The following is a 19307-nucleotide window of genomic DNA, read 5'->3' on the forward strand; positions in this document are numbered from 1 at the left end:
ATTTCCGGCCTTATGAATTTATGAGATAAGCTCCCGGATCAACGAAGATATATATTACCGCGTGTCGTTTCCGGCGTCGGACTCGTATTTTTCATCTCCTATTGAATCTCTCCTTTAAACCCGCTGATCACCGTAGTGTATGGTTTACAAAAGATTTTGTGCTCCGGCCAGCCAAGCGGGATGTTTATATTTTTTTTAATATTAATCGAAAAAGGTTATTTTTTATTCGCTCATTTGGCTTTTTTGTCCGTTTTAATCTTCCTTTTGAGTTATTTCATTGCTAAATAGATAACATAGTGTCAGGATCGGATAATATTTAAATACCTCCTGGTTCCGAGTAATTATATTTTTACAAGTGTTTAAGTTACACCATAATGTTTATCTGATACAATCCCTTTTTGACGATAATGTGTGACACGCTAAAAAAACAAAAACTAACCGGTAAAAATTTAATTATGGAACAAACAAACTTATCCGTTAAGCTGTTTAACAGGGGGAGTTTCAGGAGAAAATCCTGGTATCTTATTTTATTCCTATGCTGTTCTTTTACAACATTCGGGCAGCAGGTCATAAGCGGTACGGTAAAAGACGATCAGGGCATACCCATAGGGGGAGCTTCCGTACAGGAAAAAAATACTTCGAATGGAGCGGTCACTGATTTTGATGGTAATTTCAACATCACCGTACAATCGGAAACGGCGGTATTGGCAGTGTCTTATATGGGATTTAAGACAACAGAGATTGAAGTTGGGCAGCAAACTACGGTAAATATCGTGTTGCAGGAAGACCTCCAGAAGTTGGATGAAGTTGTGCTTATCGGTTACGGATCGCAGAAAAGGGCCGATGTAACCAGCGCCGTAGCCTCGGTAAAGTCGGAAGATTTTATCCAGGGTAATGTAAAAGATGCAGCACAACTTATCCAGGGTAAAGTAGCAGGCTTAACTATTTCCACACCTTCGGGAGACCCGACTTCCGGTTCACAGATTAAACTAAGGGGAATATCTTCCTTGTCCGGAGGAACAAACCCTCTGATTCTCGTGGATGGTGTCCCCGGAAGTCTCAATACGGTAGCACCCGAGGATATTGAATCCATAGATGTACTTAAAGACGGTTCGGCTACGGCCATTTACGGTACACGCGGTACCAATGGGGTTATTATCATTACCACCAAATCCGGTGGCTATAACATGAAGCCCACCATAGAATATAACGGGTACGCTTCCTTATCCACCATTGCCCGGGAACTGGATTTTATGAATGCCTCGGATCTCCGGAAAAGATGGGATGAAGGATATACCTTTGTGGGCGCAAACATACGGGATTATGGAGCCGATACCGATTGGCTGGATGAAATTACCCGGAATGCCTACAGCCAGGTACACAACCTTACTTTTCGCGGTGGAAACGAAAGTACCAGTCTTACCGCCTCTTTAAACTATAGGGATATAGAAGGAATATTTCTCAAATCGGACAATAAAAAATATACCGGCAGGGTAAATGTCGCTCATTCCATGTTTGACAATAAACTCAAAACTACTGTCGGTTTTATAGTCAGCGAACAGGTGTATAATGCGCTTGGTGACGGCACCAGTTTTAATCCGTATATCTACCGGCAGGCATTGATACGGAATCCTACAGAGCCGGTAAAGAACCCGGATGGTACCTGGATGGAAAGAGACGAGTATTTTTATGACAACCCGGTAGCCTATATTATGGAAACTATGGGCGAAAACAGGGAAAGAAACGTTCGTTTCGATTTTAGTTCCAGTTATAAGATCAATGAAAATCTTACTGCCAAAGCAATGTATGCCCGCAGAGGTAATTCGAAAATGAGGGGTTTTTACCAGACCAAAAACCACGTCTCTACGGTAAAATATTCACAGGGAGGTTTTGCTTCCAGGGGAGCCGATAACTATATTAATAACTATGGCCAGTTTACCATAGACTACAATCAATCCTTTGGAAAACATAAGGTAACCGCCTTGGTGGGATATAACTATGAGGATGAAATGGAGGAAGGTTTCTGGGTGAATAACAGTAACTTCCCGACGGACGGATTTACGTATAACAATATCGGTACCGGAAAATGGCTGGAAGAAGGCAGGGCCGGAATGGGAAGTTATAAGAATTCAAATAAACTCATAGCCTTCTTCTCCAGGGTAACCTATAATTTTGATGACCGGTATCTTTTAATGGCCAGTTTACGGCGCGAAGGGTCTTCCCGGTTCGGTTCCAATAACAAATGGGGGTATTTTCCCGGGGTTTCCGCCGGTTGGCGTATTCATGAAGAATCTTTTATGGATAGTTTCACATGGCTGGATAACCTGAAACTCCGCGCAGGATTCGGGGTCACGGGGATCAATGCCGGTAACAATTACCAGTCGTTGAGCGGACTTACCTATAGCGAATACTTCCTGTATAACGGAGAGTGGATACGTCAACTGGTACCCAACCGGAATGCCAACCCCGATTTGAAATGGGAGAAAAAAGAGGAAGTGAATTTCGGACTGGATTACGGTTTTCTGGACGGGCGGATAAGTGGTACTATAGACTATTACAGCAGGAGAACAAAAAATTCACTGTACAATTATAGCGTACCTACTCCCCCGTATTTTTACAATGAAATGACCGCTAATGTGGCCGAAATTAAAAATTCCGGTCTGGAAATACTGTTAAGTGCCATACCCGTAAAAACCGATAATTTTCAATGGACGGCCAACCTCACCTATTCCAGGAACAGCAACGAGATCGTATCGTTGTCGAACAGCGAATTTCAACTGACCAACGATTTTTTTGATACCGGTTATGCCAGTGAGCCCATACAGGTGAGCACACACCGGGTACAGGAAGGACAACCCATTGGTAATTTCTTCGGGTGGAAAAGTGTGGATATTACCGATGACGGCATATGGCTGATCGAAACACGCGATGGAAATATTGTCCCCTCTACCGAAGCCACAGCCGAAGACCGGCAGGTTCTGGGCAATGGTCTTCCAAAATCTTATTTTAGCTGGAACAACACCGTGAAATACAAAAACTGGGATTTTAATGTAAACCTGCGGGGGGCTTTCGGTTACCAGATACTCAATTTCCCGAGAATGTATTATGAAAACCCCACGGTAAGCTATAACACACTTAATTCCGCCTACGATAAAGTATACGGAAAAGCAGTGCTGAATGATGTTCAGAGATTGGTGAGTTACTATGTGGAAGACGGGGATTTTCTCAAAATAGATAACGTTACCATCGGGTATACCCTGCCGAAATCGGCTTTTAAGTTTATAGAGAATTTCCGGATTTACGCCACCGGGTTAAACCTGGTCACGATCACCGGATATAACGGGATTGATCCTGAAGTGGATACGGACGAACTCAACCCCGGCGTTGACGAAAGGGATAAATATCCTTCTACCCGGACTTTTTCATTAGGAATCAATCTCACTTTTTAAAATACGGATAGCCATGAAAATTTTTGCAATATATATGAGGACTAAGAATATAAGAATATGGATGTTAACCTTCCTGTTCGGATGGGGCCTTTCCGGATGTACCGGTCTGGATGAAGAAGTGTTCTCGGAGGTTACGGAAGACACTTTCATACCTGCCGAATCAGATATAATAGCGCTTATGGCATCTACCTATACGCCTTTGCGTTTTGTGATGGGCTGGCAGGGATATTTTGATCTTCAGGAAGAATCCGCCGATATCATCGTAACGCCGACCCGGCCCAATGGCTGGGATGATGGCGGGGTGTACAAAAGAATGCACTGGCACGAATGGGATAATCTGCAATGGCAGCCAACGAATACCTGGCGATCCTGTTTCAGGGGAATAAACAGTATAAACCGTGTTATCCTCCAGGTAGAATCCGAATTGATCCCCGTAGATGAACAACAGTCTGCCGAGATAATTCCCGAAATGAGAGCATTGCGTGCATTGTACTACTCCATGCTTTTGGACACACATGGTAATGTCCCTGTTATAACAGATTACGGGGAAGAATTACCAGTGCAGAATACAAGAAAAGAAGTGTTCGATTTTGTAGAAGCGGAACTGGAAGAAGTAATTCCCGCACTTACGGATAGTGTGGCAGATATCTCTTACGGACGCATGACCAAATATGCGGCATATCACACCCTGGCAAGGATATATCTCAATGCAGAAGTATATACCGGTACGCCGCAATGGGAAAAGTGCATAAATGCATGTGATGTTATTATCAACGACGGGAAATTCAGTCTTTCGTCAAGCTATAAAGATATTTTTGCCACTCAAAATGATAAAAATCCGGAAATGGTCTTCGCCATTCCCTACGATGCCATTTACGCCGGGCAGTGGAATGCTCATATGAAAATGCTGCTTCCTGACCATAGAAATGTTTTTGGTATGGAAGCACAACCCTGGGGCGGCTCCAGCTGTAATCCACAATTTATAGACAGTTATGACCCCTCAGACAACAGGTTGGAGGATACCTGGCTTATGGGAGATCAACGGAATATAAATAGCGGAAGTATAGTGATGACATTGACCAAAGAAATGCCGAGTCTTGAATTTTGTGGCGCTACGCAGGGGTTTCGTTGCGGGAAATATGAAATAGAAGAAGGGGCAACAAGCGCATTGAGCAATGATTTCCCGTTCTACAGATATACCGATGTCCTGATGATGAAAGCTGAGTGTCTGTTGCGTATGGGACGCAGCGAGGAAGCAGCACAAATCGTTTCGGAGGTCAGAAGACGTTCCTTTGACGACCCTGCAGATGCTGTAGTTACCGGTGCCGAACTGGAAGGGGATACTACTATGGAATACGGAACATTGGATACAGAGGGAAATATAGATAAGCCCGGCGATCAGTCTCCCGTACAATACGGTCGCTTTCTCGATGAGTTAGGATGGGAATTTGCATGTGAGGCCAGAAGAAGGACCGATCTTATCCGCTTCGGGGTTTTCCAGACCAAAAACTGGTATAACCATGAACCGAACGGAGATCATACCGTACTTTTTCCTATCGGGCTGGAAGAGTTGAATACCAATGCCAATTTAAAACAGAACACCGGATATTAAAATAAAACAGATTCTCATAGTAATTTGATTTGATTAGTTTCGTGTCCCCGACACGCAAAAAGGCGAATGTTTTTCATTCGCTTTTTTTGCTAAGAGCTTGTTTAAACTGATTTGATTGAAGCGAAAAATACCCTTGCGCCGGCTGGCTCGTTCGCTAAAATAACCCACAGGGTTATTTTTATACGCTCCGCCCTGTTCCATATGAAGGCTTTTTTGAGCCGCATAGCCATAGCTATGGGGCGAGAAAAAGACAGGACCGAACGTTAAGAAAACAGCCAGTGGCTGTTTTTAGTGAAGGGGCCAGGTGGCGCGTCGGCAACAAAAAGGACATTTTTTAGCCAATTGAAATCAGTTTAAACAAGCTCTAATACTGTGCCCTGTACTGGGACGGGGTAATGCTCTTCAATTCTTTGAACTTCCGGTTGAAATTGGTAATGTTCTGAAACCCGCACATTTCCGAAATAATGGAAATGGATAGTTCCGGATTGCGATAAAGTAGTTTACAGGCATGCTCAATCCGTATCTCAATCAAAAACTGGAAAAAGGTCTTGTTCGTACGTTTTTTAAAATACCGGCAAAAGGCATTTTTACTCATATTGGCCTTTTCCGCAACGGCATCCAGGGAAATTACTTCGTTAAAATGCTCCATAGCATGTTCAAATACCGCACTCATGCGTTTTCCTTCATCATCCGTATATTTTTTACGGTACACAAAAGAAGATAAGGGCTGCTTTTCGGAATCTATAATAATATGGATGATCTTTAGAAGAGATCCTATACGTTCTATCTTGCTTTCCTTTTTCAGTTTATTGAAGCGTTTGATGATCTTTTTCTGTCCGGATAAGACTTTAATTCCATATTCTGCTTCTTTAAAGAAAACCTGTGTATCCGTTAAATCGGGGATCGTAAAAAAATCCTTTCCGAAGGATGTTTTGGTAAAAAAAAGAGTGTACATTACAGATCGGGGAGAAGCCTGTAAATCACTGCGGAACACATGAGGGATATTTTCTCCTATAACCAGGATGTCATTTTTCTTGTAGTGATTGATCGTATCACCGACAATAAGTGACCCGGCACCTTCAACGATAAGACTTATCTGGATCTCTTCGTGCTGATGAAGCTGGTCATAAAAAGCAATTTCATGGTCTTCCTGGTAGACGAGCGCTTCCTGTTCGGGTTTCGGTATTTTAAAGGGGAGGACTTTCAAAGCATTAATTTTTTGTAAATATTACTAAAAAATCACTTGGAAATCAATATTTGTGGTAATATAGTGTCAGTATATGCTAATAATCGCTCATACAGACTTTTTCATAACCTTTATTTTTGTTGAAAAATTAATTAAGATGACACTAAAATGGGAAGGCGTAATGCCAGCGGTAACAACAAAGTTTACTGACGACGACCAGTTAGATTTGGTCACTTTCAGAAAAAACGTCGAAGCACAGTTAGCAGCAGGTGTAAGTGGTATTATACTAGGCGGGACTCTCGGAGAGGCCAGTACACTGACAGGTGACGAAAAAGAAACGCTTATAAAAGAAACGCTGAAAATTGTAGACGGCAGCGTACCGGTAGTAATTAACATTGCCGAGCAAAGTACCAAAGAAGCTATCGAAGTAGCTCAAAAAGCAGAACAACTGGGAGCTAACGGACTCATGATCCTTCCTCCCATGCGTTACAAGGCAACGGACTACGAAACCGTGGTGTATTTCAAGGAAATAGCAAAAAGTACCTCACTGCCTATAATGATCTACAATAACCCGGTAGATTACAAAATAGAAGTTACCCTTGATATGTTCGAAGAACTTTTGGAATTAGATAATATCCAGGCTGTAAAAGAATCTACAAGGGATATTACCAATGTTACCCGTTTCAAAAATCGTTTCGGAGATCGGTTAAAGATACTCGGTGGAGTAGATACATTGGCACTCGAAAGCTTAGCTGCCGGTGCGGACGGATGGGTCGCCGGACTTGTGGATGCCTATCCGGCAGAGACGGTAGCTATTTACAAGCTGGTAAAAGCCGGTAAAATAGAGGAAGCAATAGCAATATACAGGTGGTTTATGCCATTGCTGGAACTGGATATTTCCCCGCAACTGGTACAAAATATAAAATTGGCGGAGGTAGCCACAGGTATAGGAACGGAAAACGTACGGGCGCCGCGTTTGCCTTTACAGGGAGCAGAACGCGAAAGAGTTCTGGCTATCATTGACGAAGCCATGAAAACCCGTCCGGCATTACCGGATTATATGAATTTGTAACTATACTGATTACCCTCCGTCCCACCCTTTAGGCGCTGCATTGAGCCAGGCCGAAATGGCTGGGGTCAAGGACGGAGGGTAAACGAGACAAGCTTGAAATCCATTACTGCTCCCGATCCCTATAACTCTATCGGGATTATCACGGGATGAAAAGTGTAAATGAATTTAATAACCCAAAAACAAGAAAGCTATGATTACAGGAAAAAATTACATAGGAGAAGAGCTTTCCGCATCAGGACAAGTAACCTACAAAACCATTAACCCGGAAACCAATTCGGAAAACGAAACCGTGTTTTACGAAGCTACAAATGAGGAAGTGGATAAAGCGGTTGTACTTGCCACCAAAGCTTTCCGTACATATAAAAATACCAGCGATGAAGATAAGGCGACTTTTCTGGAAGGTATCGCTACAGAGCTGGAAGCTTTAAAAGACGGCCTTATAGATATCTATAAAAAGGAATCCGGCCTGCCGGATGGCCGTGCCAACGGAGAATTTGTACGTACAACCGGGCAACTCAGGGCTTTTGCCACCATGCTCCGGGAAGGATCATGGGTAGAGGCCATTCTCAATTTTTCGGAAGGAAAGCCCGATCTTCGGCGTATGCAGATTCCCCTGGGCCCCGTGGTGGTCTTCGGTGCAAGTAATTTTCCGTTTGCTTTCTCCACAGCCGGGGGAGATACGGCCAGTGCCCTGGCTGCAGGATGTCCTGTCCTTGTAAAGTCACATCCTTTACATGCAGGGACCGGAGAACTGGTTTCTTCGGCAATTATAAAAGCGGCAAAAAAAACAGGTATGCCGGATGGAGTTTTTTCCAATCTTAACAGTAAAGGGATCGAAGTCGGACAAACCCTGGTACAACATCCCCTGGTTAAGGCCGTAGGTTTTACAGGAAGCATAAAAGGAGGAACGGCCTTGTGCAAGCTGGCAGCAGAACGGGAAGAACCTGTTCCCGTATATGCCGAAATGGGAAGCATCAATCCTGTGGTTGTCCTTCCTTCCGCTTTAAAAGAAAAGGCAGGATTCTGGGCCGAACAATACGCAAGCTCCATTACTGCCGGGACCGGGCAATTCTGTACAAATCCGGGATTGATCCTGGGAGTTAAAAGTGAAGCTTTCGATACTTTTATAACGGACTTAGGCAAAGCGATTTCCGGAATCGCCCCTACATGTATGTTACATCCTGGGATTAAAAAACAATACGATAAAAGCAAAGAAACCGTATTGTCCCAGCCCGGTTTTCAGGAAGTAGCTTCCCCGGATGTAGAGGTAAAGGACAATTATGCCTTACAAAACGTGATTACTGTAGACGGCGATGTCTTTTTGAAAAACAAAACCTATCACCGGGAAGTATTCGGTCCGTTTTCGGTTATAGTGCAGTGCGAAGATAAAGCACAACTTACGGAAGTCCTGGCAAATCTCGAAGGACAATTAACCGGTACCGTACTGAACGAAGATGAAGCTGAATTATACGATTTTTCAGAAACGATCGAAGCGCTGAAGAGCCGTGTAGGCCGGTTGATCTTTAACGGGGTCCCTACCGGGGTAGATGTCTGTGCCGCAATGACACATGGTGGACCGTTCCCCGCAACGTCGGACAGTAAATTTACTTCCGTAGGCCTCACCGCCGTGAAACGCTGGGTACGTCCGGTATCCTACCAGGACTGGCCGGATGCATTATTACCGAAGGCGTTACAAAACAGTAATCCCTTACAGATTTCAAGAACTATAAACGGAAAAGTGACTAAAAACGCTGTATAGCCAATGGCGAGAAAAACCTTTTTTTGTGTAGATGCACATACCTGTGGCAACCCGGTGAGAGTGGTTGCCGGCGGTGGCCCCTTTTTAGAGGGAGCCACCATGAGTGCAAAACGTCAGCATTTTTTAAAAGAGTACGACTGGATCCGGAAAGGACTGATGTTCGAGCCCCGGGGTCATGACATGATGAGCGGAAGCATTTTGTTTCCGCCTGCTGACCCTCAGAATGATGTAGGAATACTTTTTATCGAAACCAGCGGATGTCTTCCCATGTGCGGACACGGTACCATTGGTACGGTAACGGTCATGATCGAGGAAGGACTGGTAACCCCCAAAATTCCCGGGCAGTTACGACTGGAAACCCCGGCGGGACTGGTAAAAGTAGTGTATAGGCAGGAAGGTAAAAAGGTGACTTCGGTACGACTGACAAACATAAAATCATACCTGGCAGCCGAAAATATTACCGTGGAATGCCCGGACCTGGGAGAACTGGCTGTGGATGTTTCCTATGGCGGGAATTATTATGCCATAGTAGAGGTTCAGGAAAATTTCAAAGGACTGGAACATTACCAGGCCGGTGAACTGATAACCTGGAGCAGGGTAATGCGCAGCCGCATCAACGCATCCGACTCTTTTGTACATCCCGAAGATCCTACGATCAACGGCCTGAGCCATATTCTTTGGACCGGCGCTACGCTGGATAAAGAAAGTACCGCCAGGAATGCCGTCTTTTACGGGGATAAAGCCATAGACAGGTCGCCCTGTGGTACAGGTACGTCCGCGCGGATGGCCCAGTGGTATGCCAAAGGTAAGCTCAAAAAAGGAGATGAATTTATCCACGAAAGCATTATTGGCAGTAAATTTATAGGTCGTATTGAGGAAGAATCCGAACTGGCCGGTAAAAAAGCTATTATTCCCAGTATAGAAGGCTGGGCTAAAGTGACCGGGTATAATACGATTATCATAGATGATGAAGATGACCCTTATGCACATGGTTTCCAGGTACTATAACTAAACTTTAAGCCATTGAGAAAAACGATTATCATAGGAGGAGGGATAGCGGGGCTTTGCTCCGCATACTACCTGGTTAAAGAGGGCTACCGGGTAACGGTGATAGACCGCGAAGATATTTCCGGCGGGGCCTCCTTTATCAATGCGGGATATCTTACTCCGAGCCATATTATTTCCCTTGCCGCACCGGGTATGGTCACCAAGGGACTGAAATGGATGTTTAACAGTAAGAGCCCGCTTTACATTAAGCCCCGCCTGGATATTGATTTTATGAAGTGGGGGCTCCTGTTTAAAAAATCCGCCACGGCACAACGGGTAGAAGCATCTATCCCGGTTATAAAAGAACTGAACCTGAAAAGCAGGGATCTCTACGATGCCATGCTCGATTCCCTCGATTTTGAATTCCATTATGGTCGTGACGGGGTGTTAATGGTTTACACGGGAGCCAAAGCGGAAGAAGAGGAACTGCACCTGGCAGAAAGAGCAATGAAAGAAGGGCTGGAAGCCAGATGCCTGAATAAAGAGGAACTGAAAACAATGCAACCGGTATTCTCCGATAATGTCCTCGGTGCGGTCTTGTATGAGTGCGACAGGCATATTACTCCCAACGAGTTTATGCAGAATCTGAAACAATGGCTCGTTAAAAAAGGTGTGGAATTCCAATTGCACCAGGAAGTTACCGACATGAAAATCTCCGGGAATAAAATTGCCGCGGTACAGACAAACAAAGGCAACTATGAAGGAGATGAGGTTGTTCTCGCTGCCGGAAGCTGGACATTTCCCCTGGCAAAAAAACTAGGCCTTTACATTCCGGTTCAGGGAGGGAAGGGCTACAGTATGAATGTAAAACGCCATACCGGGATTACTCTTCCGGCTATATTGACGGAAGCAAAGGTAGCCGTAACTCCTATGCACGGCTTTACCCGCTTTGCCGGAAGTATGGAGTTTTCCGGTAATAACGATTTTATCCGGAAAGAACGGGTACAGGCTGTCGCCGCTGCCGTAAAAAAATATTATAATGGCATTGAGATCAGCGAAGAAGAAAAAGCCGGGGCGCTTTCCGGTTTGCGCCCTGTTTCTCCGGACGGATTGCCTTTTATCGGAAAAACATTAAAGTATACAAACCTTACCATAGCATCCGGGCATGCCATGATGGGATTCAGCCTGGGACCGGTAACCGGTAAACTCGTAAAGCAGCTTGTTGTCGGTGAAAAACCCCTAATGGATATAACACCATTGCGACCGGAGCGTTTTAAATAACAGGTTTGGATGTATATTCTTGTTAAAAAGCATCAAAAATCATATTAAAATCACATACTTCTGTGGATTTCTTCAAAATACCGGTTAATAAAGTGTAATTTTTGGTTAATATACACTTACAGAAACTTAATGATTATTTATAGGTTTATAAATAATTATTTTGTGATGAAAAAACGATTAAAATTAAGTGTTTTCTGGGCACTTTTTTCCCTCGTTCCCTCACTGTACGGTCAGGGGACTCTCGCGGAGTATAAGAAATCGGAGGCTGTGGATACCCTGTTCAAAAACAAGGTTTACAATACCCCGGAACTCTTTCATTGGCAGGGCGATAGTTTGTGCTGGTATAAAAACAATACGGCAAAAGGGACGGAATATCTTTTGATTTCCACACAAGATATAGCACAGCAAAAAGCTTTTGACCATCAGAGACTGGCTTCGAAACTGGAAGAACTCATCGGTGAAAAGATAGAAGCAGATAGTTTGGGCATGGATAACCTCCGATTTGCGGAAGGCTCATTTACCTTCCGGACGGATAGCCTGGAAATAAACTGTGATCTTTCGGATTATAAACTCCGGGTGATAAAAGAACTTGAAAAAAAGGAAAGAGACAGAAGAAGATATTGGGGGAAACGTTTCGATGAATCCGAAAACGACCCGGTAATTTCACCGGACAGTGTTTACATTGGCTTTATTAAAAATCACAATCTTTACATCAAAAACAGGGATACCGAAGAAGAAACCCGGTTGAGTTTTGACGGTTCCGGGGGTTTTTATTATTCTTCCCACATAGAATGGTCGCCGGACAGTAAAAAAATAATGGCTTATAAAGTCCGCCCCGGAGAAGAACATAAGATATATTTTGTGAGATCAACGCCTGACGACCAGTTTCAGCCCAGACTGGAATCCCGTGATTATCTAAAACCGGGCGATGAGCTACCTTTCCGCAGTCCGCAACTGTTTGATGTGGTATCCGGAAAACATACGCCCGTAGCTACCGACCTTTTTTCACAGCAATACAGCCTGTCAAATTTCACCTGGAAGAAAAACAGCAGCACTTTTACTTTCGAATACAATCAGCGCGGACACCAGGTTTACCGGGTTTTATCCGCAGATGCCAATACCGGGAGGGTAAGTACAATTATAGAAGAGACCAGTCCCACATTTATAGACTACAGCGGCAAAAAATACAGGTATGACAGTGATGACGGTAAGGAGATAATATGGGCTTCCGAACGAGACGGATACAATCATTTGTACCTGTATGACGGACAAACAGGAAAAGTGAAAAACCAGGTAACCAGGGGGAAATGGCCGGTGAGAAAAGTTCTGGAGGTAGACGAAAAGAATCGGCAGATCTACTTTACCGCAAGTGGAATGGATAAAGACCAGGACCCGTACCTGTTACATTATTGCCGGATAGATTTTGACGGAAAGAACTTCGTTCGCTTTACCAAAGAGAACGGTAACCACAAAGTCACATTTTCCCCGGGCCGTAAATTTTATATAGATCAGTATTCCAGGGTTGATGCGCCATCGGTAACGGTTTTAAAAAGTACGGATACTCAAAAAGAAGTTCTTCCTTTACAAAAAGCTGATATTTCCGGATTACTGGCAACCGGATGGAAAATACCAGAGACTTTCACCGCCAAAGGGCGTGACGGAAAAACGGATATCTGGGGTATTATCGTAAGACCAACGACTTTCGACCCGGACAAAAATTATCCCGTTATAGAATATATCTACGCGGGCCCTCACGATTCCTTTGTGCCTAAAAGTTTCCGGTCCGTATATTACGGGATGACCACCCTGGCGGAATTAGGATTTATAGTAGTGCAGATAGACGGTATGGGAACGTCCAACCGCTCCAAGGCATTCCATGACGTATGCTGGAAAAATCTGAAAGATGCCGGTTTCCCGGACAGGAAGTTATGGATAAAAACCGCGGCAAAGAAATATCCCTATATCAACAGTGAAATGGTAGGTATTCACGGCACTTCGGCGGGAGGGCAAAATGCCGGGGCGGCTGTGGTGTTTAATTCCGATTTCTATAAGGCTGCCGTAGCATCCTGCGGGTGCCACGATAACCGTATGGACAAAATATGGTGGAACGAACAATGGATGGGATATCCCGTAGGGCCGCATTACGCCGCCTGTTCCAATACCGAAAATGCAGCTTCCATGAACGGAAAACTTTTATTGATGGTAGGAGAGGTAGATGACAATGTAGATCCCGCTTCAACCATGCAGTTTGCCGACGCCCTGATCAAGGCGGGGAAAGATTTCGAACTGGTGGTATTACCGGGACAATCACATACTTCGGGAGGAGAATACGGAGATCGGAAAAGAAGGGACTTTTTTGTAAAAAACCTTTTAAAGGTAACCCCACCCTCCTGGAATAGCATATATGAGTAAAAAACTCATGGCAGAAAAGGAAAGATTTTTAAAATTATTGTAGAAAACAATTAAAATATGAAGGTGTATAATACTATATTCATTCGGGTAATCCTGTTTGCTACTGTTTTGGCAGGGCACGTAGTAACGGTTCAGGCACAAAATGGCGACCAGATACTGGACGGGATCGGTGAGACCGGGATGATTGCACGTTATATGTTCAACGGAGATGGTAAAGACTGGTCGCGTAATAATTTACACAGCACTATTCACGGTCCCAGGGCAAAATTTGTCAGGGACGATAAATTCGGAAAAGTCCTGGCACTTCCCGGTGACGGCGAATCTTTTGTGTCGATTCCCGGCCAGGCCTTAATGGGAATAGAGTCTCTCAGTATAACAGGATGGATTTACCTGTACTCAGACCAACCGGGCCAGCGATTTTTTGATTTCGGTAAAGACGCAGACATACATTTTTTTGCCGCACCTGCGGGAACTGAGAATAAGAAAGGTTTTCAGGCAGCCATTACGGCAGGAGCAGGCGATGAGAACGGACCGGTTTCACCGGCCGTAGGTACTGATCGTTGGGAGCACCTTGCCGTAGTTATTGACATCCCTTCAAAATCCATACGGACATATGTCAATGGCAAGTCAACAGGGGAGACCAAGAAGATAGAATTGGAGTTAGAAGAAGTATTCGATAAAGAGTCCGGTGAAAATAACCTGCTCTATATCGGAAAATCGCTGTTGCCGGAAGATCCGTATCTTAATGCAAGTATACATGATTTCCGGATCTACCGTATTCCCCTGAGTGAAAAGCAGGTGGCCAGAATCCATTATAATGCGTTGAAAGGAGAGCACGAAGGTTCTGCGAAAATGGAGAAGTCGGAAGACGATCTGCCGGAATTTTCGGAGACCGATCCTCAGCTGTATAACGAATACCTTGTTAGCGTACCGGATATAGAAGTAAAAACAGAAGAAGGATATTTGCCGCGGTTACCGCGTTACATAAAAGGTACGTATAGAGATGGTATTGATGGACCCGAAGTACGTGTACTCTGGCCGGCACCAACCGATAATGGCGATGTCCTTAAGCCGGGCCGTTACACCGTAACCGGTCGTATTGCCGGTACAAATTTGCAGCCGAAGGCTGTGGTAACAGTAGAAAAGACCAAAGAATCAACTACACCCAACCGCACACTGGACGTCTTTGCACTGGACCAGGTTTCCCTAAACGCCGATGCTCATGGACACGAAACCAAATTTATCGAGAATCGCGATAAATTTATAACCACGCTGGCCGAAACCGATCCCGATGCTTTTCTCTATATGTTTCGTAATGCCTTCGGACAGCAGCAACCTGAGGGGGCGAAACCTCTGGGAGTCTGGGACAGCCAGGAAACTAAATTACGCGGGCATGCGACAGGTCATTATCTTACGGCGATCGCGCAGGCTTATGCGGGCACGAGATATGATAAGACACTTCAGGCCAGTTTTGCTGATAAAATGGAATATATGGTTAACACCCTCTACGAATTATCGCAAATGGCCGGGAAGCCCGGGGAGGCTGGTGCCGGACATGTATCCGATCCGTCAGTGGTGCCACCGGGCTCCGGAAAATCAGGTTATGACTCCGATCTTAGCGAAGAAGGGATCCGTACCGATTACTGGAACTGGGGTGAAGGGTTTATCAGCGCTTATCCGCCCGATCAGTTCATTATGCTGGAAAACGGGGCTAAGTATGGAGGACAGAAAAACCAGGTTTGGGCACCTTACTATACGTTACATAAAATTCTGGCCGGATTGATGGATGTTTATGAAGTAAGCGGTAATGAAAAAGCCCTTGAAATCGTAACAGGGATGAGTGATTGGGTATACATCCGCCTTAGCCGGTTGCCCACGGAAACCCTCATAAGCATGTGGAATACCTACATAGCAGGTGAATTCGGAGGAATGAATGAGGCTATGGCACGTTTGTACCGCATTACCAAAGAACCGCGTTACCTTAAAGCCGCTCAATTGTTCGATAATATCGATGTCTTTTTCGGAGACGCAGGGCATTCGCACGGACTCGCTAAAAATGTAGATTCCTTCCGCGGATTGCATGCCAATCAGCACATTCCCCAGATCGTGGGAGCCATAGAAATGTATCGCGACTCAAATGCCCCCGAATATTACCGGGTGGCCGATAATTTCTGGTATAAAACCGTCAATGATTATATGTATAGCATCGGAGGTGTTGCAGGTGCGCGTAATCCTGCCAATGCCGAATGTTTTGTCAGTCAGCCGGCAACACTCTATGAAAACGGCTTCTCTTCCGGGGGACAGAATGAAACCTGTGCGACCTACAACATGTTAAAACTGACCCGAAACCTCTTTCTTTTCGATCAGCGGGCAGAGCTGATGGACTATTACGAACGTGGACTGTACAATCATATTCTGGCCTCCGTGGCCGAGGACAGCCCTGCCAATACCTATCATGTTCCGCTAAGACCGGGTGCAGTCAAACAGTTTGGAAATCCTCATATGACCGGCTTTACCTGCTGTAACGGTACGGCTATAGAGAGCAGTACCAAACTGCAAAATTCGATTTATTTTAAAGGTAAAGATAACCGTGCGCTGTATGTAAATCTCTATGTGCCTTCCACTCTAAAGTGGACCGAACGTAATGTAACGGTAGAGCAAACAACTAATTTCCCCAAGGAAGACAACACCCGTTTAACAATAAAAGGCAGCGGGAAATTCGATATTCATGTGCGTGTACCGAAATGGGCTACCAAAGGATTTTTCGTAAAGATCAACGGGAAAGAGCAAAAGATAGAGACTAAGCCTGGTAGCTATCTCAAACTAAGCCGTAAATGGAAAGACGGCGACACTGTAGAGTTGCAGATGCCATTCCGGTTTTACCTGGACCCGGTAATGGACCGGCAAAACATTGCCAGCCTGTTTTACGGACCGGTACTGCTGGCAGCCCAGGAGTCCGAACCGGGAAAGGAATGGCGAAAAGTGACCCTGGATGCAGAGGATATAGGTAAATCGATAAAAGGTGACCCCACGCAGTTGGAATTCACCATTGACGGTGTCATCTTTAAACCTTTTTATGAAACCTACGGACGTCATTCGGTTTACCTGGATATTATGTTAAAGTAGACCCCGACTACAGTCAGGGAAGACTTTCATATATTTATCAGGCAACAACATTGCGATACCTGCGGATATATCAAAAACAATGAACAAGGATTTAGTACATGACAAAAATTGTTTTTACCAGGTTTCCCGGAAAATCAGTTTTACCCCTCCCGATAATTATCGGGACTAAAGGGAGCCTGATTTTCCTCGTCCCGATATTCATCGGGATGCTCCCTTTAGGGCTGGGGCTAACAATCCCGATCCCGATAGTTATCGGGACTTTCGGGAGAGGAATTATCAAAATTCAATTTTTGCCATGTACTAAAAAACAAGTATTATAATTTTTCAAATCTCATTAAACCTTTGCTATGAGAAAACTAGTAAGCACTCTTATTATTTTTATTTCCATCTGCAGTATCGCGCATGCCCATGAAATGATCGATGCTATAGACAGCTACGAGGCAGATAAGCGAACCTTAAATGCCACCTATACCATCGGGGAGTCCGGGGAGTATTACCAGCGGTTCAGTACGCTTTATCAAACCTGGAACAAAAAACTCGAAGCGATCGATTTCGATGCATTGTCGCAGGAAGGCAAAGCCGATTATATTATGCTCAAAAACCGTATTGCCAAAGAAGATTATCATTTGCAACTGGCATACAAGGCGTACAAAAAGGTGGCGGCCGTGGCGGATTTTGCCGGGGACCTCTATACTTTTATCCGGGAACGAAGACATGGTAAACGCCCTGAGGCACAAACATTGGCCCGGCAGTTTACAACGGCTTCGCAGCAGGTAGAAGAAAAAATGAAAACGCTGAAAGAAACACCTTTTGAAGACTGGGTGCAGGCCGATAAGGCTGCGGCAGTGGTGACGTCACTGCACCAGGCGCTGGAAGAAGCCTACAAATTTTACTATAGCTACGATCCGGAATTTACCTGGTGGATGGAAAAACCTTATGAGGAACTGGACGAAAAACTCTCGGCTTACGAAACTTTTTTAAAAGAACATTATTCCGACAATAGCGTAAAAGACGACGGAAGCGGTATTATAGGAAAACCCATAGGGCGGGATGCGTTGTTGAAAGAACTGGCTTTTGAATTTATTCCCTATACTCCCGAGGAACTTATTGCTACCGCAGAAAAACAGTTTAATTGGTGTAAGGCCGAAATGATAAAAGCATCCCGCGAAATGGGGTACGGGGATGACTGGAAAGCGGCTTTCGAACATGTAAAAAATACATATGTTCCCGCAGGAGAACAACCTCAGGCTATTAAGGATCTTTTTGATCATTCCGTGAAATTTATAGAAGAAAGAGATTTGATAACCCTTCCGGATCTGGCGAAGGAAACATGGCGTATGATCATGATGACCCCGGAACGGCAGGAAGTAAACCCGTTTTTTACCGGGGGATGGGAAATCAGTATCTCCTATCCCACACAGGACATGTCGCAGGAAGATAAGTTGATGAGCATGCGGGGGAATAATCCCAATTTTTCCTATGGAACCGTACAGCACGAATTATTGCCCGGGCACAACCTACAGTTCTTTATGAATGCACGGCACAAAAGCTACCGGCGTGCGTTCAACACACCGTTCTGGATTGAAGGCTGGGCCCTGTACTGGGAGATCATTTTGTGGAATAAGGATTTTGCACAGACACCCGAACAGAAAATGGGAATGCTCTTCTGGCGTATCCATCGCTGTGCCCGTATCATTTTTTCCCTGAAATTCCAGCTTGGAGAAATGACCCCGCAGCAATGTATAGATATGCTGGTTGAAGAAGTCGGGCACGAATACGCCAATGCAGAAGCAGAAGTGAGAAGGTCCTTTGCTACCACGTATACGCCGCCTCTCTATCAGGTGGCTTATATGATCGGAGGGTTACAATTTTATGCCTTGCGAAAAGAAATGCTCGAAAAAGGATGGACAGAAAAGCAGTTCCACGACCGGGTGATAAAAGAAAACCGGATGCCTGTAGAAATTCTCAGGGCTGTTTTACAGGATAAGCCGTTGACAAAGAAGTTTTCGACAAAGTGGAAATTTTCTACTGATTTTAAATAAATTCAATGAGAGGCCCTTCGGTTTGTGTAATAGAAGTTTTAAAAAAAGGATCTTTTATTTTATTAGAAAAATTTAAAGGCTCCTCCCTTCAGATGAATCTTGTCCGCCGAAGGAGGAGGGAGGTACCCGAGCGTAGCAATGGGGGGAGGGTTTGAAATCCCGGACCATTGGCATAATCACAAAACACTTGTTATATACGCCAAAGCCGGGGCTTGTCAAAACTCCCCGTCAAGAGGTTCATCTGAAGAGGGAAGCTCTAAAAGGATAAAAAAATGGATATATCTGCTTAACTAAATGAGCAAACCGAGGAAAACCATGCTCCTTTTAGGTCCCGATAATTCGGGAGGGGTAAAACTGATTTTTCGGAAGAACAGACCAATG

General features: G+C 44.7%; 10 protein-coding genes. 9 read left to right on the forward strand and 1 reads right to left on the reverse strand.

The window, feature by feature from the left end; all coding sequences use genetic code 11:
• Nucleotides 1-455: 455 nt before the first annotated feature.
• Nucleotides 456-3449 carry a SusC/RagA family TonB-linked outer membrane protein gene (locus ACVBDU_RS22775; protein WP_447181972.1) on the forward strand — a complete coding sequence of 998 codons (2994 nt, stop codon included), beginning with the start codon at nt 456-458 and terminating at the stop codon, nt 3447-3449.
• Nucleotides 3450-3462: 13 nt separating this feature from the next.
• Nucleotides 3463-5061 carry a RagB/SusD family nutrient uptake outer membrane protein gene (locus tag ACVBDU_RS22780; protein ID WP_447181973.1) on the forward strand — a complete coding sequence of 533 codons (1599 nt, stop codon included), beginning with the start codon at nt 3463-3465 and terminating at the stop codon, nt 5059-5061.
• 364 nt (nt 5062-5425) lie between these two features.
• Here the strand turns inward: ACVBDU_RS22780 and ACVBDU_RS22785 are convergent, their stop codons facing one another.
• Nucleotides 5426-6268, reverse strand: a complete 843-nt coding sequence (locus tag ACVBDU_RS22785) for an AraC family transcriptional regulator (protein ID WP_447181974.1) — start codon at nt 6266-6268, stop codon at nt 5426-5428.
• A 136-nt stretch (nt 6269-6404) separates the two neighbouring features.
• Here ACVBDU_RS22785 and ACVBDU_RS22790 point away from each other — a divergent pair, with 136 nt between their 5' ends.
• From ACVBDU_RS22790 to ACVBDU_RS22820, 7 genes are all read left to right on the forward strand, one after another.
• Nucleotides 6405-7319 (forward strand): dihydrodipicolinate synthase family protein, encoded by a 915-nt coding sequence (locus ACVBDU_RS22790; protein WP_447181975.1) that lies wholly within the window; start codon nt 6405-6407, stop codon nt 7317-7319.
• 190 nt (nt 7320-7509) lie between these two features.
• Nucleotides 7510-9078, forward strand: coding sequence for an aldehyde dehydrogenase (NADP(+)) (locus ACVBDU_RS22795; protein WP_447181976.1), 1569 nt, complete (start codon nt 7510-7512; stop codon nt 9076-9078).
• 3 nt (nt 9079-9081) lie between these two features.
• Entirely contained in the window at nt 9082-10086 is a 1005-nt protein-coding gene (locus tag ACVBDU_RS22800) for a 4-hydroxyproline epimerase (RefSeq protein ID WP_447181977.1), read from the forward strand.
• Between the two features lie 15 nt (nt 10087-10101).
• Nucleotides 10102-11346 (forward strand): NAD(P)/FAD-dependent oxidoreductase, encoded by a 1245-nt coding sequence (locus ACVBDU_RS22805; RefSeq protein WP_447181978.1) that lies wholly within the window; start codon nt 10102-10104, stop codon nt 11344-11346.
• Nucleotides 11347-11511: 165 nt separating this feature from the next.
• Nucleotides 11512-13758, forward strand: a complete 2247-nt coding sequence (locus tag ACVBDU_RS22810; RefSeq protein ID WP_447181979.1) for a S9 family peptidase — start codon at nt 11512-11514, stop codon at nt 13756-13758.
• Nucleotides 13759-13815: 57 nt separating this feature from the next.
• Nucleotides 13816-16884, forward strand: coding sequence for a beta-L-arabinofuranosidase domain-containing protein (locus ACVBDU_RS22815; RefSeq protein ID WP_447181980.1), 3069 nt, complete (start codon nt 13816-13818; stop codon nt 16882-16884).
• Between the two features lie 347 nt (nt 16885-17231).
• Entirely contained in the window at nt 17232-18926 is a 1695-nt protein-coding gene (locus ACVBDU_RS22820) for a DUF885 family protein (protein ID WP_447181981.1), read from the forward strand.
• Nucleotides 18927-19307 lie beyond the last annotated feature (381 nt).

Source organism: Sinomicrobium endophyticum (assembly GCF_052983315.1).